Origin of the sequence: Azospirillum rugosum, assembly GCF_017876155.1 — a bacterium.
In the GTDB taxonomy this organism is placed as follows: Bacteria; Pseudomonadota; Alphaproteobacteria; order Azospirillales; family Azospirillaceae; genus Azospirillum; species Azospirillum rugosum.
Genome location: NZ_JAGINP010000023.1, coordinates 1 through 24,734 on the forward strand (window position 1 = coordinate 1; position 24,734 = coordinate 24,734).

Genomic DNA, 24,734 nt, shown 5'->3' on the forward strand with positions numbered 1-24,734 from the left:
CTCCGCTCCAACGATGACGCTGACGGTCTGGGCCATGCCGATAGAATCGCACATCAGCGGACCCTTGTGAATCCTATGTCTGTGTCAGTGCACTAACGCAGGCGGACGGCCCCAGCCGCTCAATGTCGCGGACTTCGTAGATGGTGCTGTCTGCTACGTCGGGCGCGACGATGACGGAGATAGCGTGCTGCGGCTGGTGATGACGGAACCGGCCTGCGATGGGCTAGAGGAGACCTTGCGCACAACGACCGAGGATTCAATCGCTGGCGATGCGCTGAAAGCTTTCCGCTACGTGAGGGATAGTGGAGAGCTACGACGACTGCTCACCGAAGGGTTGGATCTGACGAAGGCGGTCTCAAAGAAGGCTTGGACAAACATCCCAGCCGGCGCAAACACCGATGGCTTGCAGAACATCGCGCAAGTCGCTTGGAACTGCTCGGTGCCGGACGGCCCGTTTGACCGAAACAAATTGCGAGGTACCGGCCTGATGTTGCTTGTCCAGGACGTGCAGGGAGGGGGGCCGGGACTCGGCGATGTCCTCAGGGCTGGGCTCGTTGCCGTCGCCACCAACGCTGAAGGTCCGATCGACGATGTAGCCGAATAACTAATTGTTTAATGGCGGAACGTTGTTGGGACCCGGTCTGTTGGGCCATCCAAGAGCATGGCTGGTGGATCGAAAGCCGTCTGGGCCCTGCACCTCAGTAGGCAGCTTTTGGCGCAGTCCCGTCCGTCGTCGCCATGACGAGCCAAAACCGCCCGCCGCGCGACGGCCGGTCAACCCCACAGCCGCCTTCGGCGGTGGCCCGTCAGGGCCAGGGTTGACGGGCCGGCCGCGGCGGGCATCATCCCTCGTGGCGGCGACGCTGAGCCTGTTCGGCCCCAGCCGGGAGGAGCCGCCATGTACCAGATCCATCCCAACGCCCGCACCACCCCGGCGGTGCGCGCCGCCATCGCCGCCTCCACGGAGCCCTCGAGCGTGCTGGCCAAGCGCTACGGTGTCAGCACCGAAACCATCCGCAAATGGCGCAAGCGTGGTCCCGAGGACGTTCAGGATCACTCGTCGCGGCCCCAGCACCTGCGCTGGCGGGCCACCGAGGAAGAGCGCGCCATCGTCTGTGAGCTGCGCCGGAGCACCGGGTTCCCACTCGATGACCTCACGTTCACGCTGCGCCACTTCCTTCCTCACCTGAACCGCGACGCCATCTACCGGATCCTAAAGGCCGAAGGCCTGGGGCGCCTGCCGACACCCCGACCACCACGCCCAAGAAGGGCACCAAGACGTCCAAGGCATACGACCTCGGCTTCCTGCACATCGACATCAAGCACCTGCCCAAGCTGCACGTGATCGGCGCCGGCGCGCGCAAACGCTACCTCTATGTTGCCATCGACCGCGCCTCGCGGATGGTCCACCTGGCGGTCAAGGACGAGGAGACGGAAGCCGCCGCCACCGCCTTCCTGAACGAGGCGGTCACCGCCTTTCCCTTCACCATCTCCCACGTGCTGACCGACCGCGGCAGTTGCTTCACCGCCGACGGCTTCGAGGCCGCCTGCCGCGCCTTGGGCGTGCAGCACCGCAAGACCAAGCCCTACACGCCGCAGACCAATGGCATGGTCGAACGCTTCAACGGGCGCATCGGGCGCGAGGTGCTGGTCATGTGCATCGGCACGCACGACGCCCTGGAGCGCCTGCTTCACGGCTACCGGCTCGCCTACAACGCCCGCCGACAGCGCGTCCTCAAGGGCCACTCGCCCGACGAGGTCGCCTGCGAGCGCCTGAAGGCGAAACCCGAACTGATCAATTCCGCTTACCGACCTCCCAGTCCGTGCGACCTCACCAAAATCAAGGTGGCCGCTCAGCTCAGGGTATATGCCGCCAAGGACGTATCGCATCCGGACAACTAATACTACAGCCGGTCTCGCCCGGACGTGATGATCGCGGATGCGGTAGGTTGAGCTTGGATCCGGAAGGAGGGTCTGAGTATGACTGGGACTGCGGAAGCGGCGGCATGGTCCGACGCTCTGGAAGGGCTGATCGGTGGCCTGAGGTCCTTCTACAGCGTGGTCGGGCGTCAGCGGGCTTTGCGTTACGTCGAGGTCTGTTGGCGCCGCTGGAACGCAAGAACGGCTGGCAGTTGGCCGAGGCCGCCGGGGACTCCTCGCCGGCGGCGATGCAGGACTTCCTGGCCCGGACCCGCTGGGATGCCGACGCCGTACGCGACGATCTCCAGACCTATGTCATTGAACATCTGAGCGACGACGAGGCCGTGCTGGTTCTGGACGAGACCGGCTTCGTGAAGAGGGGCACGTGTTCGGTCGGCGTGCAGCGCCAGTACTCCGGCACCGCCGGGCGTATCGAGAACTGCCAAGTCGGCGTGTTCCTCGGCTATGCCGGCCGCCACGGCCACGCGCTGATCGAGCGTGCTCTCTACCTGCCGCAGGCGTGGGCCGGTGACGCGGAGCGCCGCCGCCTGGCCTGAGTCCCCGAGGAGGTAGCGTTCGCCACCAAACCGAAGCTGGGAGCGGCGATGCTGGAGCGCGCGCTGGAGGCCGGCGTGCCGTGCGCCTGGGTCGCCGCCGACAGCGTGTACGGCGCCGACAGCGCGTTGCGCCAAGCCCTGGTGCGCCGGCGGATTGGCTACGTGCTGGCGGTCACCAGCGGCCAGCGGCTGCGTCCGGGCACGGTGAGCGATTGGGTGGAGGAGGTGCCGGCCGACGGCTGGCATCGTCTCAGCGCCGGCAATGGTTCAAAGGGGCCGCGGCTGTATGACTGGGCGCATCTGCCGTTTCGCGGCGCCCCGGAGGGCTGGAACAAGGGATTGTTGATCCGGCGCCGCTTGGCGGATGGCGATCTGACCTTCTACTTCACCTTCGCTGCGAGCGGGACGCCGCTGAAGGAGCTGGTGCGGGTGGCCGGTACGCGCTGGACCATCGAGAGCGGCTTCGAGATGGCTAAAGGCGAGGTGGGGCTCGACCACTACGAGGTGCGCTCGTGGACCGGCTGGCACCGGCACATCACCTTGGCCATGCTGGCCTTGGCCTTCCTCACCGTCGTGCGCAAGGCAGCCATTGGGGGGAGAGGAACTGCTCGACTTGGCCGCCGACCTTCTGCCCCTGACCGTGCCCGAGATCCGCACCCTCCTGGTGGCTTTGGTCAGCCGACAACCCGTCCCAGCCACGGATGGTGCGGTGCGGTTACCCGGATCCATTGGACGTGAGCGGAATCGTCCGACGCAGTGTGTTGGCCGATGTAGCAAACTTTACTCCCGGACCTCGGTGCTCATCACCACGAACTTGAGCTTCTCCGAATGGCCGACCGTCTTCGGCGGCGATGCCAAGATGACGACCGCCTTGCTCGACCGGCTGACGCATCACTGCGACATCCTCGAAACCGGCAACGAAAGCTGGCGGTTCAAGAACCGCTCCTGAGCAGCCCATCTCATCACCCGCACGTTGCCCAGGGGAGCCCACAGGCCTCTCCCACGCGCGCCGCTGCGTCAGCGATGAGGGCACTTCGCGACGCGCGCGGGACCCTCCCGTGGACACCCTGGACAACGGGTTCTGCAACGTTAGGTGTGGCTGGGTATTGGACGCCGATGCTGGCTGGTTATTGGAAGCCGATTGACAGGCAAAGCCGATCATCTCGCGCAGCACATCGGCATCCGTTCCCTTCTCAAGCATCGCGCGAAGCGCCATCATCGCGTCGGTCATCATGGTCACCCTTCGTGTGGGTTGAGGTGTGGTGACCAGACTCTATCGAAGAACCACGATGACCGCCCCGCTGTGGACAACCGGCCCGCCTACGCCAGCTTCTGGGGCGCTTCGGCAGGCCGGTTCCCCACAGCTCCTACATCACCCCCTGGGGCACGACCCGTACGGGCTGCGGCATGTGCGAGCGGAACGCCGTGGCCGCCGATGGAGTGAGGCGGTGTTGACGGTCCGTTCGGCCCTGCGTCCGGGAGAGTCTGCCCAGCCGGACGCGGCCGGGCGCCGGGGCGCCCGAGGACAGGCGGATGGGACTGGGAGCGCGGCCCCGCTCGGGACCGCGCCCGCCTCAGCTTAGCACCTCGCCTTTGGCTGTCCGGGGCGCCTCGCCTTCGATTTTCCGGGCGCCTCGCTCGTCCCGCCGACCGTCAGGCCATTCTGCCGGAGGCGACGGGCGACGGCTTCCGCCTTCGATGGCGCCCCGCGACGGCGCTTCCGGGGCGGGGCGCCGTCGGAGCCGAGGGTCTTCAGCTTGGCCATCCACGCGTCGAGATCATGCACGTCATAGCGCACGATGGAACTGCAGGGCCAATGGCTGAAGGGCGGCCCTTTCTCTTTGCCACGCGCATGGGACAGCGTGGAACAGGAGACGCCGAGGTGTTCGGCGGCGGCGCTCGTGGTGAGATACCTTGGGGATGAGGACGGCATCGTGAAACCTCCGCAGGGCAATGCCGCCCGCGGAGGCTACGGCGCGGACAGCAACCCTGCGGACCGTCGGGGCCGTCGCTATTTCCCCCCGCATGCATCCGGCATGGTCCCTCCCCGGGAGCTGCCGGCATGCAGGGACGGAGGGCCTGCGCCCCTCGAGTCTCGACAGCCACGACGCGGCTTGGCCCTGGTGCCTGCGGACAGAATGATCACCGGAACCATCCGGATCACGCCCGTCATTCCGCGTGCTGGCAGCGGCGGACCGTTCACAAACGCGTGCACCGCACGCGTTTGTGAACGGTATCGTCATGACCGTAGCTGGTGGCGAGGATGGCCTAGGCGTGTGGCCATGGTCAATCCGCGCACTTGGGAACGGAGCGGTGCGTTGGTAACGCCTTACCCCAATCGCGCGGCGAGCCGCCTCGTCCTCAGGTGGGTGTAGCGCCGCAGCATCTCCGGACGCAGGTGGCCGGTGATGGCCATGATCTCGTTGTCGCGCAGGTCGGTGGTTTCGAAAAGACGCGAAATGCCCTCGTGGCGCAGGTCATGCCAGCGCAGGTCGGGGAACTCCCGCTCCGTCGCGACGTCCCGGAAGGCGTGCAGGATGCCGCGCGGCGTCACGATGGGGAAGACCTTGCGACCATGGAGGTCCGTACCGTCCTCGGGACGCAGGCTGCGGAAGGCGGCGACGGCGCGGGTCGACAACGGGACGGTCCGAGCGCGGTCGTTCTTCGTTTTCGGCAGATAGACGTGGGGTTCGGGACCGTCGGCATGGACGCGGTCCCAGGTGAGATCGGCGAGTTCGGCCTGCCGCGTGCACGTCGCGATCGCCAGCACGATGGCGGCCTTCAGCCAAGGCCGCGACGATCGCTCGCTGGCGGCGAGGAGTCGCGCTTCCTCGCCGTCGCGGAGACGGCGGTCGCGACCGCGCGGTGCCGGCGGCCGGATCTTGGGGATGACCGGGTTGGCGACCGCCACGCAATGCGCGAGGGACCAGATCTGGTAAACTTGGCTCAGGACATTGAGGCGGTGGATGACGGTTTGCGGCGAGCACACGGCTTTCGGGCCGACGGTCCCACCGTCCTCGGCACTGTCCTCGTCGAGCAGGCCGCGGCGCCACTCGACAAGATCCCAGGGCCTTACAGAGACCAGCGACCAACGGGCGAAGTCCGTTTCCAGCCAGTATTGGATCTTGGACAGTTTGTTTTTGGCGTCGGCGCGGCCGCGGTCGATGCCGTGCTCGCGAAACCACTCGAGGGCGTCGCCAAGGGTGGTGCGGCGCGCCAAGCGCTGGTCCTGGTAGTCGTCACCGACGATCCGGCCCTCCGTCACGAGGGCCCACTCCTGGGCCTCGCGCCGGCTCTCGAATGTGCGCGACTCGGTGATGCCGCCGCGACGGATTTTGACTCGGAACTGGAAGGGGCCGCGCTGCTCGATGGTCGCCATGGGACACCGTCCAGGGACACGCCGCAGGGGCCAGCGTCCCAATTCGTCCCAAAAATTTCAAGCGCGAAGACGGGGAGATGTGGCGGACCTTGGAGCGGGTGAAGGGAATCGAACCCTCGTCGTAAGCTTGGGAAGCTTCTGCTCTACCATTGAGCTACACCCGCGCCGCCACCTGTTTATAGGCGACGCTCACGCCGCTTTCAAGCGGTCCGAGCACGCCACAGGCGGGATTCTGAAATATCACGGCTGGCCGAGAGGGCCATGGCTAGCGGAGCGACGCCGGTAGGGATGACGCTGGGCATGCCGACCTCCGCCTTGCCGACCATGCCGGACGCACCGGCCAGGGCGCCGGGAACCAGTTCGAGGCCGAGGAACCGGTCGAGGTCGACCGGGCCCGGGAGGGCCATGCCGAGCGTCAGGTCCCGTGTGAAGCCGAACCGGGCGTAATAGGGCGCGTCGCCGACCAGGATCACCGCGCGGTGGCCGAGTGCCGCCGCCTTGTTCAGGCTCATCCGGATCAGCTTGCTGCCGAGGCCGCCGCCCTGAAGCCGCTCCGACACCGCAATCGGGCCGAGCAGCAGCGCCGGCACCCCAATTCCGGCGACTGGGCCGGCGACTGGGCCGCCGATGGTCACCGGCCAGTAGCGGATCGTGCCTTCCAGGATCTCGTTGCCGAACTCGTCGTGTTCGATAGCGACGAGGCTCAGCTCCGGAACGGGGTCCACCCCGTCGCGCAGCTTGTAGGCGGTCTTCTTGAAGCGGTCCGGACCGAAGGACCGGTCGAGCAGGGCTTCGATCGCGGCGGCGTGCCGCGGCTCTTCGAGGGAGATGATCATCGGCTGCGATTTCCCGGCGATAAGGCTAAGTCGGAGGCGGATCGCGCCGCCGCGCCGGGAGACCGCCGGTTCAGGTCCGGCCGTTGCCCGATGCGTCCGCGCGCGACCCAAGGACGATCGCGCCCGCGCACAGCGCGGACAGGCGTCGTCGTCGGATGCTGATGTCGTGCGGACGAGACATGAGCCAGGCTCATTGGCCGTTGCAGGGAAGCCCGCATATATCACTGACGGACAGGGGGTTCAAGTGATCGAAAACGGCCCGGCGCGTCGTCGCCCCGCATGGCTTACCGGTGTGTCGCGCATGCATCGGCATGGCCGACGCCATCAGCCGCGCCATGCCCCTGGACAGCCGCTTTTCCGCACCCCTATTCTCTGCGACGGGAGTGCCGCCATGTACACGAAAGTCACCCGCGCGATCCGCGTCACGGTCCAACCGGTTTTCCTGGACGAGCAGTCGATGCCGGCCGAGAGCCGTTACGTCTGGGCCTACCACGTGCGCATCGAGAACGAAGGCCGCGAAACCGTCCAGCTTCGCACGCGCCATTGGCGCATCACCGACGCGCTGGGGCGCGTGCAGGAGGTGCGCGGCCCCGGCGTGGTCGGCGAACAGCCGGTGCTGGAGCCCGGCGGTTCCTTCGAATACACCAGCGGCACGCCGCTTCCCACGCCATCCGGCATCATGGTCGGCAGCTACCAGATGGAAACCAAGGGTGGCGAAACCTTCGACGTGGCCGTACCAGCCTTTTCCCTGGACAGCCCGCACCAGCCCCGGCAGCTGAACTGACCGGGCGCATCCGCAACTTTTTGCCGCAGCGGAGCGGCTGGTCCTTGAATGCGGGCCGCCCGCGACCACCTGCGGGAAAATTCGGATTCGCCCGGGTGATCCGATCCGGCTAGGCTTGCGTAGCAATTCCCGACCTTGCGGCTCAGTCATACAGTCGTAGGGCGACACCGACGCACCGCGACAAGGGCATCAAGGCAAGGGCATCAAGGCAAGGGCATCAAGGCAAGGGCACCCGGCATCACGCGACTTGCCACCACGCGACTTTGGCATCGAAAGGTTCATACCGTGACGGCTTCCAAGACCCCGCACGCCGACAACGTCGTCCGCGGCCCCGGCCACACCCCCTCCACAAAGGCCGCGCCGTCGCCGACCGGCGCCGTGGACACCGCGCGCCCGTCCCGCGCCGAGGCGGAGGAGGCTGTCCGCACGCTGATCCGCTGGGCCGGCGACGACCCGGCGCGCGAGGGGCTGCTCGGCACGCCGGACCGGGTCGTGCGCTCCTACGAGGAGTTCTTCGCGGGCTACGCGGTCGATCCGGTGGACATCCTGAAGCGCACCTTCGAGGAGACCGACGGCTACGACGAGATGGTCGTGCTGCGCGACATCCGGCTGGAGTCCTACTGCGAGCACCACATGGTGCCGATCATCGGCAAGGCCCACGTCGCCTACCTGCCGCGCCACCGCGTGGTCGGCATCTCCAAGCTCGCCCGTCTGGTCGAGGCCTACGCCAAGCGCCTGCAGATCCAGGAGAAGATGACGGCGCAGATCGCCAACACCATCGACGAGATCCTGCAGCCCCAAGGGGTGGCCGTGGTCATCGAGGCGCAGCACCAGTGCATGACCACGCGCGGCGTGCACAAGACCGGCGTCACCATGGTGACCAGCCGCATGCTGGGCGCCTTCCGCTCCGACCCGTCCACCCGGCGGGAGTTCCTTCAGATGATCGGCAACCCGTCCTCGCGCGGCGAGTGAGGGCGTTTGCAGCGGCCCGTTAATCCGAGGATTCACTCCGCCCGGATGCCGTGCTGGCGCAGCAGGCTGTAGAGCGTCGGCCGGCTGATCCCCAGCAGCCGGGCGGTGGCCGACAGGTTGCCGCCGGACCGGGCCAGGGCGTCGATCAGCGCGCGGCGCTCCGTCTCGTCGCGCAGGACACGCAGGGTCGGCGGCGCGTCGCCGGTGTTCAGCCGCCGCCCTTCCAGTTCCAGGTCGGCGCGCTGGAAGGCGCGCTGCACCACGGTGGCGAACTCGTGCGCGTCGATGGGCTTGCAGCAGACCTCGTGCGCCCCGCGCGCCACCGCGCGCACCGCCAGCGTGCGCTCGTCCCGCGGGGTCAGCGCGATCACCTTGATGGACGGCGCCTCCCCCAGGATCAGCGACAACGCGTCCAGCCCGTCGCGCGGCGCGGCGTCGGTCTCGCCGGATGGAAGCGCCACGGAAAGCGCGACCACGGCCGGCTTGTGGGCGCGCACCGCGTCCAGCGCCTCCCCCACCCCGCCCGCGCTGACCACCCGGCACACCGGCAGGGCATTCTGCACCATCCCTTCCAGGGCCGGGTCTTCGTCGACGATCAGCAGGGTGCGGGGAACCATGATGCTCCGGTTGCGGGGGTGACGGTCGGCAGGCGGAATTCGGTTGGCCGCCAGAATCGCGGCAGGCGCTCCGTCTGTCCAAGGAGCGTTGGCATGACGACCGGCGCAATTTGGGCAAAATTGCGGCGCCGAAGGGGGTGCACCACCCCCTCCTCCCGACCGTGTCCCTCTGTTAAGGTCACGGCTTCTTTGGAATAGAGCGAAGACGAGGCGCGCCATGGCGGCGAAGGTCACACCGGCGGTGAACGCCGCCAAGGCGGCGGGGATCGCCCACCGCCTGCTGGAATACGACTATGACCCCTCGGCCGACGCCATCGGCCTGCACGCGGCGGCGGCGCTGGGGCTGGACCCGGCCATCGTCTACAAGACGCTGATCGTACAGTTGGAACCAAAAGCTCTGGCCTGTGTGGTCATCCCCGTCGCGGCCAAGCTGGATCTGAAGGCGCTGGCCGCCGCGGCCGGGGCGAAGAAGGCCGACCTCGCCGACCCGACCCTGGCGGAGCGCACCACCGGCTATCTGGTCGGCGGCATCAGCCCGCTCGGCCAGCGCAAGGCGCTGCCCACCTTCATCGACGCCAGCGCCGAGTCGCTGCCGGAAATGGTCGTCAACGGCGGCCGCCGCGGCTTGCAGATCGTGCTGGCCCCGGCCGACCTGGCGCGCGCGACCAAGGCCACGGTGAAGCGCATCGTGGTGGGGTGATGGTCCTTCTTGGTGTTCCTTCTCCCCTCTGGGGAGAAGGTTGGGATGAGGGGGCGGCCGCAGGCCGGAAACGCCGCCTCATTGCAGGGCTTGGACGCCCTACGGGCGCCCCCTCACCCTAACCCTCTCCCCAGAGGGGCGAGGGGATTTGCATTTGCTGCTTACCCCACGTCCAATGCCTCGCGCAGCAGCACCGCGACGTGCGTCGGCGTCCGGCCGCTGCCGTCCTGGATCTGGTGGCGGCAGGAGAAGCCGTCGGCGATGATCGGGGCGTCCGGGGCGGCGGCGCGGATCGTCGGCAGCAGGGACAGCTCGGCCATCGCCTTCGACGCCTCGTAATGCTCCGCCTCCAGGCCGAAGCTGCCGGCCATGCCGCAGCAGGTGGCGTCGATCAGGTCGAACTCGAAACCGGGGATCCAGGACAGGACCTTGCGCACCGACTTCATGGCGCCGATGGCCTTCTGGTGGCAGTGGCCGTGCAGCAGCGCCTTCGGGCGGTTCAGCGGCTTCAGCGGCAGGGTCATGCCGCGCGCCGCCTCGCGGACCAGGAACTCCTCGAACAGGTAGGCCTGCTTGCCGACCTGCCCGACCTCCGCCCCCAGCCCCAGCGAATAGAACTCGTCGCGCAGGGCCATCAGACAGGAGGGCTCCAGCCCCACGATGGGCGTGCCGGCGGCGATGGCGGGACGCAGCGCCGCCATCATGCGCCGCGCCTCGCGCCGGGCGCGCTCCACCTGGCCGGTGGACAGGTAGGTGCGGCCGCAGCAGAGCGGCCGGCCAGGCTCGTCGTCGTCCGCGGCGGGGCGCAGGATCCGCACGGCGTAGCCGGCGGCGGTCAGCACGGCGGTGGCGGCCTCGGCGACCGCCGGCTCGAAATGATGGCTGAAGGTGTCCACGAAGAGCAGGACCTCGCCGCGCGGGGCATCCGCGGGCGCGGTCTTCGACTCGGTGAACGGAGTCGCGGCGGGCGGCGGAATCGGCCGGTCCGCGGCGATGCCCAGCAGCCGTTCCGCGATGCGGGCCAGCAGGCGGGAGCGGTTGCGCAGCCGCACGATCCCGCGCACGGCGCGGCGGTGGTGGCCGACCCAGGCCGGCAGGTTGCCGAACAGCCGGGCGCGCCGCGGCACGCCCAGCGCGTCGTTGCGCTGGGCCAGGAACTCCGTCTTGATCAGCGTCATGTCCACGGCGCTCGGGCATTCCTTCTTGCAGCCCTTGCAGGACACGCAGAGGTCCATCACCGCCGCCAACTCCGCCCCGGCGAAGGGATTCTCCCCCAGCTCGCCGTTCAGCGCGGCCTTGAAGGCGGCCACCCGCGCCTCCGTCGAATGGGCGGCGTCGCCGGTGATGCGGAAGCTGGGGCACATCACGCCCTTGCCGGTGCTGCGCTGGCACTGGCGGTTGTGCATGCAGACGGCCACGGCCTTGGCGTAGTTGCCGCCGCTGATCGGAACGCCGGAAAAGGCGTCCCCCATGCCGTAGGTGTCGTAGGCGGACCAGTCCAGATGCGTCTTCATGGCGACCTCCCCTCGCCCATATGCAAGGCACAAGCCAGCGGATTCGCCCGGGAATCCCGGGATTCCGCGTCGCAAAACCGACAAGGCAGGGACGTTCGGATCAGACGGATGTTCGGATTCCGCCGAAGCCCGCCGGCCGCTATGGTGGCGGCCGCGCACAAAGACGGGGTGCCCCGGCCAACGGGGGACCAAGAGCCGAGAGGGCACATGCAGCCGATCATCCAGGTCCGGGGGCTGGAGAAAACCTACGCCTCGGGATTCCAGGCCCTGAAGGGCATCGACCTCGACATCCGCCGCGGGGAGATCTTCGCCCTGCTCGGACCCAACGGGGCGGGCAAGACGACGCTGATCAGCATCGTCTGCGGCATCGTGCGGGCCAGCGCCGGCACGGTGACGGTGGACGGCCACGACATCGTGACGGACTGGCGCGCCGCGCGCTCCCTGATCGGGCTGGTCCCGCAGGAGCTGACGACCGAGGCGTTCGAGAGCGTCTGGGCCACCGTCAGCTTCAGCCGCGGCCTGTTCGGCAAGCCGCCGAACCCGGCCCTGATCGAACGGATCCTGCGCGACCTGTCGCTGTGGGAGAAGAAGGACAGCAAGGTCATGGCGCTGTCCGGCGGCATGAAGCGCCGCGTCATGATCGCCAAGGCGCTGTCGCACGAGCCGCGCATCCTGTTCCTGGACGAGCCGACCGCCGGCGTGGACGTGGAGCTGCGCCGCGGCATGTGGGAGATGATCGGCCGCCTGCGCGAGAGCGGCGTGACCATCATCCTGACCACCCACTACATCGAGGAGGCGGAGGAGATGGCCGACACGGTCGGCGTCATCTCCGGCGGCCGCATCATCCTGGTGGAGAAGAAGGCCGCGCTGATGGAGCAGCTGGGCCAGCGCCAGCTGACGCTTCAGCTGCAAAGCCCCCTGCCCGCCATCCCGGCGGAGCTGTCCAACTATCCCCTGACCCTGTCGGCGGATGGGCGGGAGCTGGTCTACCGCTTCGACAGCCAGCACGAGCACACGGGCATCGCGACTCTGCTGCGCCGGCTCGGCGACCACGGAATCGATTTCACGAACCTGCGCACCGAGGAAAGCTCCCTGGAGGAGATCTTCGTCAGCCTGGTCAGGGAGCGGGTGTGATGACCGCCGCCATCAACCTTCACGCCATCAAGGCGATCTACCTGTTCGAGCTGGCCCGCACCTGGCGCACCCTGTTCCAGAGCATCGCGGGGCCGGTGATCTCCACCTCGCTCTACTTCATCGTCTTCGGGGCGGCGATCGGGTCGCGCTTCACGGCGGTGGAGGGGGTGAGCTACGGCGCCTTCCTGGTGCCGGGGCTGGTGATGATGTCGGTCCTGACGGAAAGCGTGTCGAACGCCTCCTTCGGCATCTACATGCCGCGCTATTCCGGCACGATCTACGAGGTGTTGTCGGCGCCCATCTCCGCCTTCGAGACGGTGGTCGGCTATGTCGGCGCGGCGGCGACCAAGTCGATCATTCTCGGCACGCTGATCCTGCTGACGGCGCGGCTGTTCGTGGACTTCTCCATCGCGCACCCCTTCTGGATGGTCGCCTTCCTGGTGCTGACCTCCGTCACCTTCAGCCTGCTGGGCTTCATCCTCGGCATCTGGGCGGACGGCTGGGAGAAGCTGCAGATCGTGCCGCTGCTGATCGTGACGCCGTTGGCCTTCCTCGGCGGCAGCTTCTATTCGATCAGCATGCTGCCGCCCTTCTGGCAGAAGGTGACGCTGTTCAACCCGGTCGTCTATCTGGTCAGCGGCTTCCGCTGGAGCTTCTACGGCACCGCCGACGTCCCCGTGGCGCTGAGCCTCGCCATGACCGCGCTGTTCCTGGTGATCTGCCTGGGCGTGGTCTGGTGGATTTTCCGCACGGGGTACAAGCTGAAGAATTGAAGCCCCTGCGTTGGGCCCCCACCCTAACCCTCCCCCACTTCGCGGGGGAGGGGATAACTCCTCCCCCCGTCGAAGATGGGGGGAGGTCGGGAGGGGGGCCCGGCGCAACCACTCCCCACCCCACACCACACACATCCCCCTGGCAGGAATTGACGGTCCCTTGTCATTGCCGCCAATCCCTGCCTGACCGACGATCTCCACACCGCTTCCCACCCGGTCGCATGGAGGTCTTCGCATGCTCCCCACCCTCTCCCCAGGGCGTCGCGACGCCTGGGTGCTTGCCCTGTGCCAGGGGCTGTACACCGCCGCCATCTCCATCGACCTGACGCTGACCGGGCTGACCGGCTACCAGTTGGCGCCGGACAAGGCGCTGGCCACCCTACCCTTTGCGCTGATCACGGTAGCGGGGGCGGTCGTCACGCTGTCGGCCGCCTTCCTGTTGCAGCGGCTGGGGCGGCGGCTGGGATTCGCGCTCGGCGCGCTGGCGGGGGCGTGCGGCGGGGCCGTGTCGGTCTGGGCGGTGATGCACGCGAACTTCTGGGTCTTCTGCCTGGGCACCGCCGCGGTCGGGGTGTTCCAGGCCTTCGCCGGTTATTACCGGCTGGCCGCCGCCGACGCGGTCGGGGCGGCAGAGAAGGGCCGCGCCGTGTCGCGCGTGCTGGCCGGCGGGGTCGTCGCGGCGGTGCTCGGCCCCCTGCTGGCGGCCTGGAGCAAGGATCTGTTCCCGCAGGCGCTGTTCGCCGGCGCCTACCTGATGGTCTGCCTGCTCGGCCTGCTGTCGCTGGCGCTGCTGCTCGGCCTTTACCGCGATCACCAGACCGCCGCGGCGGCCGGCCCGCAGGCGATTGAGCCGCCGCGGTCCTTCGCGGAGGTCGCCCGGCAGCCGATCTTCGCGGCCTCCGTTGCCAACAACGTGATCGGGTCGGCGGTGATGATGCTGGTGATGACGGCCGCCCCGCTCGCCGCGGTCGGGCACCACCACAGCATCGACGACGGCGCCGGCATCATCCAGTGGCACATGGTCGGCATGTACGCGCCGTCGCTGATCGCCGGCACGCTGATCCAGCGCGTCGGGCTGGGGCCGATGCTGTTCGCCGGGATGGCGCTGAACGCGGCGTGCGTCGCCGTGGCGATGGCCTCCACCGATTTGGTCGCCTTCTACCTCGCGCTGTTCTGCCTGGGGGTGGGGTGGAACTTCATGTTCGTCGGCGGCACGACCCTGCTCGCCCAGTCCTACCGCCCGTCGGAGCGCGCCAAGGTCCAGGGCCTCGCCGAGCTGCTCCGCTATGGGATCACCGCCGCCGCGTCGCTCGTGGCGGGGCCGCTGCTGGAGCGCTATGGTTGGGCGGGGCTGAACGCGGCGGTCCTGCCGCTGCTGGCGCTGGCCGCCGCGATGACCCTGTGGTGGGTGGCGGCGCAGCGGCGGGAAGCCGCCGTCCTGGAGCAAGCGTAGGGGCATGATGTCAAAACCAAAGCTGGTCGCCATGCTGGCCTATGACGGGGTGAACCTGATCGACGTCAGCGGGCCGTTGCAGACCTTCCAGACCGCCGGGCGCCTGGCGCGGGAGGCCGGGCTGCCCCCGCCTTACCAACTCCGCACCGTCTCCGTCGCGGGCGGCGCGGTGACGACCGGCCCCGGCCTGCCCATCCTGACGGAGCCGCTGGAGTCGCTGGACGACCGGCCGGTCGACACGCTGCTGGTGCCCGGCGGCAGCCGCGACGGCCAGCCCCTGCACGAGCCGGCGCTGGTGGCCTGGCTGCGCCGGCGCGGGCCGGAGGTGCGGCGCCCCTGCTCCGTCTGCACCGGCGCCTTCCTGCTGGCCGACGCCGGGCTGCTGGACGGGCGGCGGGCGACGACCCACTGGGACTGGGCCGAGCGGCTGAGCGCCCGCCACCCCGCCGTGGAGGTCGATCCCGACCCGATCTTCATCAAGGACGGCCCGGTCTGGACCTCGGCCGGCGTCACCGCCGGCATCGACCTCGCCCTGGCGCTGGTGGAGGCCGACCTGGGCCACGCGCTGGCCATCGCCACGGCCCGGCAGCTGGTGATGTTCATGAAGCGGCCGGGCGGCCAGTCGCAGTTCAGCGTACCGCTGTCGGCCCAGTGCCGGACCGATGGCGCCTTCCGCGACCTGCACGCCTGGATCGCCGCGCACCTGCACGAGGATCTGCGCATCGAGCGGCTGGCGGAGCAGGCGGGCATGTCGCCGCGCACCTTCGCCCGCCTCTACGTCGCCAAGGTCGGGCGGACGCCGGCCAAGACCGTGCAGGCCATGCGGCTGGAGGCGGCCTGCAACGCGCTGGAGCGCACCAACGCGCCGCTGAAGCGCATCGCCGCCGACGCCGGCTTCGGCGACGAGCAGACGCTGCGCCGCGTCTTCCAGAAGCAGTACGGGGTCAACCCGACCGATTACCGCGCGCGGTTCTCGCTGCACGCGGAGTTGGCCTGAGGCTTTTGAACCACAGAGACACGGAGACACAGAGAAAAAATCCTCCGTGTCTCCGTGTCTCTGTGGTGAATCGTCTCGCCGTTCAGATCCCGTCGAACAGAAGCTGCCCCGACTTGTCCTTGGGCGCTGGCTTTTCCTTGGCCGCCTTCGGTTTCCCCGACTTCTTCGAGGGCTTCGGCGCTTCCGCTTCCGGTTCCACGGCAGCAGCGACCGGTTCGGGCGCCACCGGCTCGGGCGCAGGCGCGACTGGCTCCGGCGGCGCAACCACAGCCTCGGGCTCCGGCGCCGCAGCTTCCGGCACCACGGCCTCGGGCTCCGCCTTCGGCTTGGCGGCCTTCTTCTTCCGCGGCGGGCGGGGGGCGAAGCCGACACCCTCCTTGGCGCGCTCCTTCGCCTTGTCGCGGGCGACGGCCTCCGGCGCGTTCGGGTCGCCGTCCAGCCACTTGCCGCGCTTGATAACCTCGTTCACGCGGCCCTGGTTCACGCCCAGCTGGAAGGCGATCTCCTGCTGCGTCATGTCCGTGGTGTGGTGCAGGTGCAGGATCTCGGCCGCCAGTTCCGGCGTCATCTTCCGCCCGGTCAGCCGCCGCGCCGGCCGGATCGTCCGGTTGGCGCGGTCGCGGTCCCGGAGCTTGTCCAGGATCTCCAGCGCCTCGGTGTTGTTCGCGGCCTTCAGGGCCTCCTCGAATTCCTTCAAGGTCGTCACGCGATCCTCCGCTCCCCCATCACGACAGAGCCGCCCGCCCGACAATATGAGACCCGCAAGCGCCGATTGAAAGGATGCTGAGACGCCGCCGGGCGACTCTTCCGGCGGATTCGCGCGACGCCCGCTTTCGATCATTCCGAATTTGTTCGAATGCGAAGATACTCCCCCGTCGCTGGACACCCCCCTCGCCTGGGCCGACTTTACCCGCGGCTTCTAAGGTGCCGCCGCTTTCCAAAGCGATTCCGCCATCCGCGGCGTGACGGCGCGGATGGATGAGGCCGGCGGAGGCTTTGCGCTGTTGATCGGAACGGCAAAGCCTTGCATCGTGCCGCCTGTGGCGCCCTGCCGCCGTGCCGCGGCGCACAGCCCCCAGGCGACACAGATTGCGCCATGCATGATCACGAAAGGACCAACCGTGGTTTCCGTCACTCGTCCGACCACCCCCTTCGACGGCCAGAAGCCCGGCACCTCGGGGTTGCGCAAGGCCGTGAAGACCTTCGAACAGCCGCGCTATCTTGAGAATTTCGTCCAATCCATCTTCGACTGCGTGGACGGGCTGGCCGGCGCCACGCTGGTCGTCGGCGGCGACGGGCGGTATCACAACCGCACCGCCGTCCAGACCATCCTGCGCATGGCCGCCGCCAACGGGGTCGGGCGCGTCGTCGTCGGCCGCGGCGGCATCCTGTCCACGCCGGCCGCCTCCTGCGTCATCCGCAAGCGCGGCGCCATCGGCGGCGTCATCCTGTCGGCCAGCCACAACCCCGGCGGCCCGGACGGCGACTTCGGCGTGAAGTTCAACGCCGCCAACGGCGGACCGGCCCCGGAATCGCTGACCGACGCCTTCTTCGCCCGCTCCAAGGTCATCGACGCCTACAAGACGGTGGAGACGGCGGACCTCGACCTCGACCGGCTGGGCGAGACGGATCTGGACGGCATGGCGGTGGAGGTGATCGACCCGGTCGCCGACTATGCGGAGCTGATGGAGTCGCTGTTCGACATGGCGGCGATCCGCGCGCTGTTCGGGTCGGGCTTCCGCATGGTGTTCGACGCCATGCACGCGGTTACCGGCCCCTACGCCATCGAGATCCTGGAACTCCGCCTCGGCGCCCCGGCCGGCACCGTGATCAACGGCACCCCACTGGAGGACTTCGGCGGCCACCACCCCGACCCGAACCTCGCCCACGCGGAGGAGCTGGTGGCGCGCCTGTTCGGCGCCGACGCCCCGGACTTCGGCGCCGCGTCGGACGGCGACGGCGACCGCAACATGATCCTCGGCCGCAACGTCTTCGTGTCGCCCAGCGACAGCCTCGCCGTGCTGGCCGCCAACGCCCACCACGTCCCGGCCTTCAAGGACGGGCTGAAGGGCGTGGCCCGCTCCATGCCGACCAGCCGGGCGACCGACCGCGTCGCCGAGAAGCTGGGCATCCCCTGCTACGAGACGCCGACGGGCTGGAAGTTCTTCGGCACGCTGCTGGACGCCGGCCGCATCAACCTGTGCGGCGAGGAGAGCTTCGGCACCGGGTCCGACCACGTCCGCGAGAAGGATGGCCTGTGGGCCGTGCTGATGTGGCTGAACATCCTGGCCGCCCGCCGCCTGTCGGTCGCCGAGTTGATGGCCGAGCATTGGGGCACCTATGGCCGCACCTACTACGGCCGCCACGACTACGAGGCCATTCCGCAGGAGTCCGCCGACGCCCTGATCGCGGAGCTGCGCGGCAAGCTGCCCACGCTGGCCGGCACCGAAGCGGGCGGCCGCAAGGTCGCGGAGGCGGACGAGTTCTCCTACACCGACCCGGTGGACGGCAGCCGGTCGGACCGGCAGGGCCTGCGCGTGTCCTTCGAGGACGGGGCCCGCATCGTCTACCGCCTGTCCGGCACCGGCACGTCGGGCGCCACGCTGCGCGTCTATTTCGAGCGGTACGAGCCGGTCGGCGGCGCGCACGGCTTGGACGCGGCGGACGCGTTGAAGGAGCTGGCGGCCCTGGCGGCGGACCTCGCCGGCATCGAGCGCCACACCGGCCGCACCAAGCCGGACGTCGCCACGTAAGGAGCGGACGATCGCGGCCTGCCTAAGACTCCTGTTCGGGACCTGGGCGGGCCGCTCGTCAACCGCTTTATCGCACAGGTGGAGCAAACTCCCGGCTTGCTTTGCGGGAGGTGCGTTTTCAATAATCCGGCCTTCCCCGACCGGGCGCCGACAGGCCGCCGCGGCGGGTGTCGCATTGCCAGAACCATGTCTGAACGAGGACCCATTCCATGCGCGCCTTTGACGGCCAGCATTCCGACAACGTCGCCATCAAGCGCACGCGGGAGCAGAAGCAGCTCCAGCTCCAGCAGCTGAAGGAGCAGCTCGCCACCTTGAAGTCGCACGCCGCCCCGGCAATCCGCGAGGCGTTGGTCAAGCGCATCGCCGAGCTGGACGCGGAGCTTCGCCAGCCCCCCAAGCCGCCCCGCGAAGGTCGCGGTGAGGGCCGGGGCGAGGGCCGTGACGGAGGCCCGCGCGGTCCCCGTGGCGAGGGCCGCGGCGATGGGCCGCGCCGCGATGGCATCCGCGCCGAAGGACCGCGTGGCGAAGGTCGCGGCGATGCCCGCGGCGAGGGTGCCCGGTCGCCCTTCGCGTCGCCGCGCCGCCGCGGGTGAGTGCGTCCATGGGCGAGTCCGCCCCCTCCGGCGTCCCGGGGGGCGCCCCCTCACCGGGGCGCCGCCTGGTCGACCAGGCGTGGTTCCTGATGATGCTGCCGCCCCTGTTCTGGGCGAGCAACGCCGTCCTGGGCCGCGCGGTGGCGGGCGAGGTGCCGCCGATCGGCCTCGCCTTCTGGCGCTGGGCGCTGGGGGCGCTGCTGGTGCTGCCCTTCGCCTGGCGGCACCTGCGCCAGGACGCGCGCACGCTGGCGACCCACTGGAAGATTGTCGCCCTGCTGTCCCTGACGGGCATCACGGTGTTCAACACCTTCCTCTACATCGGGCTGAACAGCACCACGGCGCTCAACTCCGTGATGATCCAGTCCTCGATGCCCGTGCTGATCGTGCTGATGAGCTTCGCGCTGTTCGGCGACCGGGTGTCGCCGCGGCAAGGCCTGGGCGTGGCGGTGTCGCTGGCCGGCGCCTGCACCCTGATCGCGCGCGGCGACCCGGCGGTGCTGCTCGGGCTGCAGCTGAACGCGGGCGACCTATGGGTCTTCGCCGCGGTGCTGGGCTACGGCACCTACACCGCCCTGCTGCGCCGGCGGCCGGCGGTCCACCCGCTCAGCTTCGTCGCCGTGACCTTCGGAGTCGGCATGGCGATGCTGCTGCCCTTCTACCTGTGGGAGTCGCTGGCGGTGCGGCCGATGCCGCTCACCCCCACGGCGCTGGGGGCGGTCGCCTATGTGGCGCTGTTCCCGTCGATCCTGGCCTACCTGTGCTTCAACCGCTCGGTCGCGCTGGTCGGCGCCAACACGGCGGGGCTGGCCATCCACCTGATCCCGGTGTTCGGCAGCCTGCTCGCCATCCTGTTCCTCGGCGAGCAGCCGCACCTCTACCACGCCGTGGGCATCGCGCTGATCGCCGCCGGCATCCTGCTCGCCACCCGCAAGCGGGGGTAAGCCTTGCCGTCGGGTTCCGCCTTCGGCTGCACCCGACCTACGATTGAGCCGTAGGTCGGGTGGAGCGCAGCGCAACCCGACACCCAAGCCCTTCCTTACAAATACCCCAACCGCCGCGGCAGCCAGAGCGACAGCTCCGGCACGAAGGTCACCAGCACCAGGGCGGCGACCATCGCGGCCACCATCCACAGCACCCAGCGCACCGTCGCCTCCATGGTGATGCCGGCCACGCGGGTGGTCACCATCAGGTTGACCGCCATGGGCGGGGTGAACTGACCGATCGCCAGGTTCATGGTCAGCATCACGCCGAACCACACCGGATCCCAGTGGAAGGCGGTCATGATCGGGGTCAGAAGCGGCAGCAGGATCAGGAAGATCGACACCGCGTCCAGCAGCATGCCCAGGATCAGCAGGGCGATGTTCAGCAGGACCAGGACGAGGATCTCGTTGCCGGTGGCGTCGATCGCCGCCGCGGCCACCCGGTCGAAGGCGCCCAGCGTGGCGCCGGCCCAGGCGAAGACGCTGGACAGCGCGATGATCAGCAGAACCACCGCCGACATCTCCGCCGCTTCGGCCATCACCTCGTACAGGCCGCGCCAGGTCAGGGTGCGATAGACGAAGACGCCGACCGCGAGGCCGTAGAAGACGGCCACCACCGCCGCCTCGGTCGGGGTGAAGGCGCCGGTGCGCAGGCCGCCCAGGATGATGACCGGGGCGAGCAGGCCCCACACGGCCTCCCTCAGGCTTTTCCAGAAGGGCGGGCGCGGGCCGGTGTCCAGCAGGCCAAAGCCATGCTTGCGCGACAGCCACACCGTCGGCACGACCAGCGACAGGCCGGCCAGCATGCCGGGGATCAGCCCCGCCGCGAACAGCGCCGGCACCGACGCCTGCGGCACCAGCACGCTGTAGATGATGAAGGCGACCGACGGCGGGATCAGGATGGCCGTCGCCGCCGCCGACGCGATGACGCTGGCCGAGAAGGCCTTGGGGTAGCCGGCCTTGTGCATGGACGGGATCATCACCGTGGCGACCGCCGCCGCGTCGGCTGGGCCGGAGCCGGAGATGCCGCCCATCACCATGCAGACCAGGATCGCCACCACCGCCAGCCCGCCGTTCTTCGCCCCCACCAGGGACGACGCGAAGGTGACGAGCTGCTTCGCCACGCCCGCCCGCTCGAAGATCAGGCCGGCCAGGATGAAGACCGGGATGGCGAGCAGCGGGTACTTGGCGATGCCGGCATAGACGTTGGTCGGCACCGACAGGATGCCGAGCTGCGCGTCGAGGATGGCGAGCGTCCCGGCCAGCCCCAGCGCCACGGCCAGCGGCGCGCCGATCAGCATCAGCAGCAGGAAGCCCGCGAACAGAAGGGTCATCGCCATCACGGCGTCCCCTTGGCGACGCGGATGATGCGCCCGACCACGCGCAGCCCCACCACCACGGACAGCAGCGGCATCCACGCGGTGTAGAGCCATTGCGGGTTGCCGAGGCCCGGCGAGGTCTCCTCGAACCGCCACTGGTCGTAGGTCAGCCGCCCGCCGTACCAGACGAGGAAGCCGAACATCACCAGCGCCGCGGTCCAGGCGATGACCTCGGTCACCCGGCGCACCGGCGGCGACAGCCGGTCGGCCAGAAAGGTGATGCGGATGTGCCGGTCCGCCGCGGCGGCCACCGAGGAGCCCAGCAGCGTCATCACCACCAGGAGGAAGATCGAATACTCCTCCGTGAAGGCGAGCGACACGTCGGTCAGGTAGCGGGCGACGACGTTGGCGAAGGTGATGACGCACAGCGCGGCCATGGACAGGGCGGCCAGCGCCCGTTCCAAGGTCACCGGCACCTTGGTCTCCGGCGGCGCCGTTTCCAGCCCGGCTTCCAGGAGGTCGTTGCTCATTGTGATGGTCTCAGGATTGAAGGCGTAGTGCCCCCACCCTCCCGCTTCGCGGGTCCCTCCCTCCCCCGCTGCGCAGGGGAGGGCCAGGTAGCTTTAGGCCCCTCCACCGCAAAGCGGGGGAGGGGTTGGGGAGGGGGAAGGGGGCAGCGGTCGGCGGCTTACTTCCGCGCGGCGATCGACGTCTCGGCCGACTTCACGAGGTCGGGGCCGATCTGCTTGGCCCACTTCTCGTAGACGGCCTTGGTCGCGGCCTGGAACGCCTTCTGCTGGTCGGGCGTCAGCTGCACGACCTCCACGCCCTGGGCGGCGATGTCCTTCAGCAGGCTGTCGTCCTGCGCGGTGATGCCCTTGCGGGAGATGGCGATCTCCTCGGCCGCGGCCTGGACGGCGGCGGCGCGCACGGCTTCCTGGTCCTCCTTCGACCAGCTGGCCCAGACCTCCTTGTTGACCACGAAGATCAGCGGATCGGCGACGTAGCCCCACAGGGTCAGGTGCTTCTGGCCGAGCGTCGGCAGCTTCGCGGCGACGAAGACGGCCAGCGGGTTCTCCTGCCCGTCCACGGCGCCGGTGGACAGCGCCGGCTGCGCGTCGGCCCAGCTCATCTGCGTCGGGTTGGCGCCCAGAGCGGTGAAGGTGTCGAGGTAGAGCGGCGAGCCGACGACGCGGATCTTCAGGCCCTTCAGGTCCTCCGGCTTGCTGATCGCGCGCTTGGAGTTGGAGATCTCGCGGAAGCCGTTCTCGCCCCAGGCCAGCGGCACCACGTCCTTGGTGGCCAGCAGGTCGAACAGCTGCTTGCCGACCGGCCCCTGGGTCAGCGCGTCCATGGCCTTGTGGTCGGGCATCAGGAAGGGCAGCGAGAAGAGGTTCAGCTCCTTCACCTGCGGCGACCAGTTGATGGTCGACCCCACGGCCATGTCGATCACGCCCTGGCGCAGGGCGGTGAATTCCTTGGTCTGGTCGCCGTTCACCAGCGACGAGCCCGGGTACATCTTCACATTGATGCGCCCGTTGGTCTTCTCCTTGACCAGCTCCGCCCAGCGGTCGCCGCCGATGCCCCAGGGGAACGGCTTGCCCAGCACGGTGGACAGCTTGTATTCCGCCTTGTAGTCGGCCGCCACCCCTGAACCAAAGGTTGCCGGCAGCACCATCGCGGCCAGCGCCAGGCCGGCGAGCAGAGCCCTCAGAGACTTCATCTTGTTTCCTCCCGAATGCCCGAAACGAAAGATCGGGAGCGGGATCGTACAGAGACACGCACGAGTGTTCCACGTTGAATTTGACGCCCGTCGCGCGCGCGCCGACAATGCGCCTATGCGAACAGGCAATATCTTGGGCACCGCCCTGCTGCTGGCGGCGATGGCCATCTCCGTCCCGATGGCGGTACCGATGGCCCAGACGGCGATGGTTCAAACGGTGCCGCTCGGCCCCAACCCCAGCGAATGCGAAATCCAGGCGGCGCTGCTCGGCGCCGCCGGTTCCGGCTGCCCGCCGGTGGCGATGAAGCGCCCGCCACCCGAACCGGCGGCGCCGGCGCCTCCGGTGCAAGCCCCGGAAGCGGTCGCCCTTCCCGCGGTGCCCGGCCCGGTCGCGTTGCCGGCGGCCCTGCCGGCGGTGGGGCTGAAGGCGGCCTTCCGGATCAACTTCGATTTCAACTCCGCCCGCATCCGGCCGGAGTCGCGCGCCGTGCTGGACCGCGTGGCCGCCGTGATGGCGGAACCGGCCGCCGCCGCCGCGCGCTTCCGCATCGTCGGCCACACCGACGCGGTCGGAACCGACAAGGCCAACCTGACGCTGTCGCAGCGGCGGGCCGCCGCGGTGGTGGACTATCTGGCGGAGATCCGCGGCATCCACCGCGACCGGCTGGAATCCGGCGGCATGGGCTCCCGCGAGCCGCTGATCCCCGCCAACCCCAAGGCGGCGGAAAACCGCCGGGTGGAGATCGTGAATTTGGGCGGGTGAGCGGGGGCGACGACCCGCGGCGCAGCCCGGTGCTCGCCCCCCTGACAGAGTCTCCTTTTAGAACCGGCCTTCCTCGAAGTCGCGGTAGGCCTGCACGACCTCGTCGCGGGTGTTCATGACGAAGGGGCCGCCCCAGGCCACCGGCTCGCCGATGGGGCGGCCGGTCAGCAGCAGGAAACGCGCGCCGGCCGGGCCGGCGGTGACCTCCACCCGGTCGCCCTCGCCCAGGGTCACCACGCGCGGGCCGCCCAGGCGCAGGGAGTGGCCGGGAACGGTGATGGAGCCCTCGAACACGATCAGCGCCGCCGTGTGGCCGGCCGGGGCCGATTCGGCGAAGGTCGCCCCTTCCGGCAGGCGGACGTCGAAGTAGCGGGCCTCGGTCGGGCCGGCCTGGATGGGGCCCACGGTGCCCTGCTCCGTCGTGCCGGCGATCACCGTGACGGTCGCGCCATCGGCGCGCGTCTCCACCGGGATGCGGTCGGCGGCGAACTCCTGGTAGCGCGGCTCGCTCATCTTCAGGCTGGCCGGCAGGTTGATCCACAGCTGGAAGCCCTTCATCAGGCCTTCCGTCTGCTCCGGCATCTCGGAATGGATGACGCCGCGGCCGGCGGTCATCCACTGCACGCCGCCGGTCTCGATCACGCCCTCGTGGCCGTGGTTGTCCCAGTGCCGCATGCGGCCGGCCAGCATGTAGGTGACCGTCTCGAAGCCGCGGTGCGGGTGGTCCGGGAAGCCGGCCAGATAGTCCTGCGGCTCGTCGGAGCCGAAATAATCCAGCATCAGGAACGGGTCGAGCATGCGCAGCTGCGGCGTGCCGACCATCCGCGTCATGCGCACGCCGGCCCCGTCGGATGCCTCCATGCCGGCGACGGCGGACAGGACGGGACGAATGGTTGCGGCGCTCATGGATGCCTCCTCAGGCGTTCGTTTGCCTGCAAAGAGGTAATCGTCCCGGCGTCCTGAA

Annotated in this window: 21 protein-coding genes, 1 tRNA gene and 3 pseudogenes; 15 read left to right on the forward strand and 10 right to left on the reverse strand. The window is 69.1% G+C overall.

Going from position 1 to position 24,734, the window contains the following annotated elements; genetic code table 11:
* Window positions 1–184: 184 nt before the first annotated feature.
* The 4 genes and pseudogenes from J2851_RS26625 to J2851_RS26640 all read left to right on the forward strand — a co-directional run.
* Window positions 185–604, forward strand: coding sequence for a hypothetical protein (locus tag J2851_RS26625; protein ID WP_209770109.1), 420 nt, complete (start codon window positions 185–187; stop codon window positions 602–604).
* A gap of 294 nt (window positions 605–898) precedes the next feature.
* Window positions 899–1,902: pseudogene (locus tag J2851_RS26630) on the forward strand (IS481 family transposase).
* A gap of 78 nt (window positions 1,903–1,980) precedes the next feature.
* Window positions 1,981–3,176, forward strand: a pseudogene (locus J2851_RS26635) (IS701 family transposase); the annotation flags it as partial.
* 73 nt (window positions 3,177–3,249) lie between these two features.
* A pseudogene (locus J2851_RS26640) lies at window positions 3,250–3,426 on the forward strand (ATP-binding protein); the annotation flags it as partial.
* A 1,380-nt stretch (window positions 3,427–4,806) separates the two neighbouring features.
* Here the strand turns inward: J2851_RS26640 and J2851_RS26645 are convergent.
* The 3 genes from J2851_RS26645 to J2851_RS26655 all read right to left on the reverse strand — a co-directional run bounded on the left by J2851_RS26645 (window position 4,807) and on the right by J2851_RS26655 (window position 6,692).
* Window positions 4,807–5,856, reverse strand: a complete 1,050-nt coding sequence (locus J2851_RS26645) for a site-specific integrase (protein WP_209770111.1) — start codon at window positions 5,854–5,856, stop codon at window positions 4,807–4,809.
* Between the two features lie 90 nt (window positions 5,857–5,946).
* Window positions 5,947–6,020: transfer RNA gene (locus J2851_RS26650), tRNA-Gly, on the reverse strand.
* Between the two features lie 36 nt (window positions 6,021–6,056).
* A complete protein-coding gene (locus J2851_RS26655) occupies window positions 6,057–6,692 on the reverse strand; it encodes a GNAT family N-acetyltransferase (protein ID WP_209770113.1) in 636 nt (211 codons plus the stop codon).
* A 391-nt stretch (window positions 6,693–7,083) separates the two neighbouring features.
* Here J2851_RS26655 and apaG point away from each other — a divergent pair, with 391 nt between their 5' ends.
* Window positions 7,084–7,476 carry a Co2+/Mg2+ efflux protein ApaG gene (gene apaG, locus J2851_RS26660; protein WP_209770115.1) on the forward strand — a complete coding sequence of 131 codons (393 nt, stop codon included), beginning with the start codon at window positions 7,084–7,086 and terminating at the stop codon, window positions 7,474–7,476.
* Between the two features lie 285 nt (window positions 7,477–7,761).
* Window positions 7,762–8,448, forward strand: a complete 687-nt coding sequence (gene folE / locus J2851_RS26665; protein ID WP_209770116.1) for a GTP cyclohydrolase I FolE — start codon at window positions 7,762–7,764, stop codon at window positions 8,446–8,448.
* A 32-nt stretch (window positions 8,449–8,480) separates the two neighbouring features.
* Here folE and J2851_RS26670 read toward each other — a convergent pair whose 3' ends face one another.
* Window positions 8,481–9,065, reverse strand: a complete 585-nt coding sequence (locus tag J2851_RS26670; protein WP_209770118.1) for a helix-turn-helix domain-containing protein — start codon at window positions 9,063–9,065, stop codon at window positions 8,481–8,483.
* A gap of 217 nt (window positions 9,066–9,282) precedes the next feature.
* On the opposite strand from J2851_RS26670, the gene ybaK reads away from it, so the two are divergent.
* Complete coding sequence (ybaK, locus tag J2851_RS26675; RefSeq protein WP_209770120.1) at window positions 9,283–9,765, forward strand: Cys-tRNA(Pro) deacylase; 483 nt, start codon at window positions 9,283–9,285, stop codon at window positions 9,763–9,765.
* Between the two features lie 161 nt (window positions 9,766–9,926).
* Here ybaK and J2851_RS26680 read toward each other — a convergent pair whose 3' ends face one another.
* Window positions 9,927–11,279 carry a (Fe-S)-binding protein gene (locus tag J2851_RS26680; protein ID WP_209770122.1) on the reverse strand — a complete coding sequence of 451 codons (1,353 nt, stop codon included), beginning with the start codon at window positions 11,277–11,279 and terminating at the stop codon, window positions 9,927–9,929.
* A 207-nt stretch (window positions 11,280–11,486) separates the two neighbouring features.
* Here J2851_RS26680 and J2851_RS26685 point away from each other — a divergent pair, with 207 nt between their 5' ends.
* From J2851_RS26685 to J2851_RS26700, 4 genes are all read left to right on the forward strand, one after another.
* Window positions 11,487–12,413: an ABC transporter ATP-binding protein gene (locus J2851_RS26685; RefSeq protein WP_209770124.1), complete on the forward strand. Its 927-nt coding sequence runs from the start codon at window positions 11,487–11,489 to the stop codon at window positions 12,411–12,413.
* Entirely contained in the window at window positions 12,413–13,186 is a 774-nt protein-coding gene (locus J2851_RS26690; RefSeq protein ID WP_211114447.1) for an ABC transporter permease, read from the forward strand. Before J2851_RS26685 ends, J2851_RS26690 begins: the two co-directional genes overlap by 1 nt.
* 235 nt (window positions 13,187–13,421) lie before the next feature.
* The gene (locus tag J2851_RS26695; protein WP_209770126.1) at window positions 13,422–14,639 is read left to right on the forward strand and encodes an MFS transporter; all 1,218 of its coding nucleotides are present in this window, start codon (window positions 13,422–13,424) and stop codon (window positions 14,637–14,639) included.
* Between the two features lie 4 nt (window positions 14,640–14,643).
* Window positions 14,644–15,636 carry a GlxA family transcriptional regulator gene (locus J2851_RS26700; protein WP_246500951.1) on the forward strand — a complete coding sequence of 331 codons (993 nt, stop codon included), beginning with the start codon at window positions 14,644–14,646 and terminating at the stop codon, window positions 15,634–15,636.
* Between the two features lie 82 nt (window positions 15,637–15,718).
* On the opposite strand, the gene J2851_RS26705 is transcribed toward J2851_RS26700, so the two are convergent.
* Window positions 15,719–16,342, reverse strand: a complete 624-nt coding sequence (locus tag J2851_RS26705; RefSeq protein WP_209770127.1) for an RNA polymerase sigma factor sigma-70 region 4 domain-containing protein — start codon at window positions 16,340–16,342, stop codon at window positions 15,719–15,721.
* A 394-nt stretch (window positions 16,343–16,736) separates the two neighbouring features.
* On the opposite strand from J2851_RS26705, the gene J2851_RS26710 reads away from it, so the two are divergent.
* The 3 genes from J2851_RS26710 (at window position 16,737) to J2851_RS26720 (ending at window position 19,926) form a co-directional block, all read left to right on the forward strand.
* The gene (locus J2851_RS26710; protein WP_209770129.1) at window positions 16,737–18,389 is read left to right on the forward strand and encodes an alpha-D-glucose phosphate-specific phosphoglucomutase; all 1,653 of its coding nucleotides are present in this window, start codon (window positions 16,737–16,739) and stop codon (window positions 18,387–18,389) included.
* 209 nt (window positions 18,390–18,598) lie between these two features.
* Window positions 18,599–18,982 carry a hypothetical protein gene (locus J2851_RS26715; protein WP_209770131.1) on the forward strand — a complete coding sequence of 128 codons (384 nt, stop codon included), beginning with the start codon at window positions 18,599–18,601 and terminating at the stop codon, window positions 18,980–18,982.
* 8 nt (window positions 18,983–18,990) lie between these two features.
* Window positions 18,991–19,926: a DMT family transporter gene (locus J2851_RS26720; RefSeq protein WP_209770133.1), complete on the forward strand. Its 936-nt coding sequence runs from the start codon at window positions 18,991–18,993 to the stop codon at window positions 19,924–19,926.
* A 95-nt stretch (window positions 19,927–20,021) separates the two neighbouring features.
* Here J2851_RS26720 and J2851_RS26725 read toward each other — a convergent pair whose 3' ends face one another.
* The 3 genes from J2851_RS26725 to J2851_RS26735 form a co-directional block, all read right to left on the reverse strand.
* Window positions 20,022–21,305 (reverse strand): TRAP transporter large permease, encoded by a 1,284-nt coding sequence (locus J2851_RS26725; protein WP_209770135.1) that lies wholly within the window; start codon window positions 21,303–21,305, stop codon window positions 20,022–20,024.
* Window positions 21,305–21,814: a TRAP transporter small permease gene (locus tag J2851_RS26730; RefSeq protein WP_209770137.1), complete on the reverse strand. Its 510-nt coding sequence runs from the start codon at window positions 21,812–21,814 to the stop codon at window positions 21,305–21,307. The genes J2851_RS26725 and J2851_RS26730 overlap by 1 nt, the downstream gene beginning before the upstream one ends.
* 158 nt (window positions 21,815–21,972) lie before the next feature.
* Window positions 21,973–23,007, reverse strand: coding sequence for a DctP family TRAP transporter solute-binding subunit (locus J2851_RS26735; RefSeq protein WP_209770139.1), 1,035 nt, complete (start codon window positions 23,005–23,007; stop codon window positions 21,973–21,975).
* Between the two features lie 133 nt (window positions 23,008–23,140).
* Here J2851_RS26735 and J2851_RS26740 point away from each other — a divergent pair, with 133 nt between their 5' ends.
* The gene (locus J2851_RS26740; RefSeq protein ID WP_246500952.1) at window positions 23,141–23,770 is read left to right on the forward strand and encodes an OmpA family protein; all 630 of its coding nucleotides are present in this window, start codon (window positions 23,141–23,143) and stop codon (window positions 23,768–23,770) included.
* 57 nt (window positions 23,771–23,827) lie between these two features.
* On the opposite strand, the gene J2851_RS26745 is transcribed toward J2851_RS26740, so the two are convergent.
* A complete protein-coding gene (locus J2851_RS26745) occupies window positions 23,828–24,676 on the reverse strand; it encodes a pirin family protein (RefSeq protein WP_209770141.1) in 849 nt (282 codons plus the stop codon).
* Window positions 24,677–24,734 lie beyond the last annotated feature (58 nt).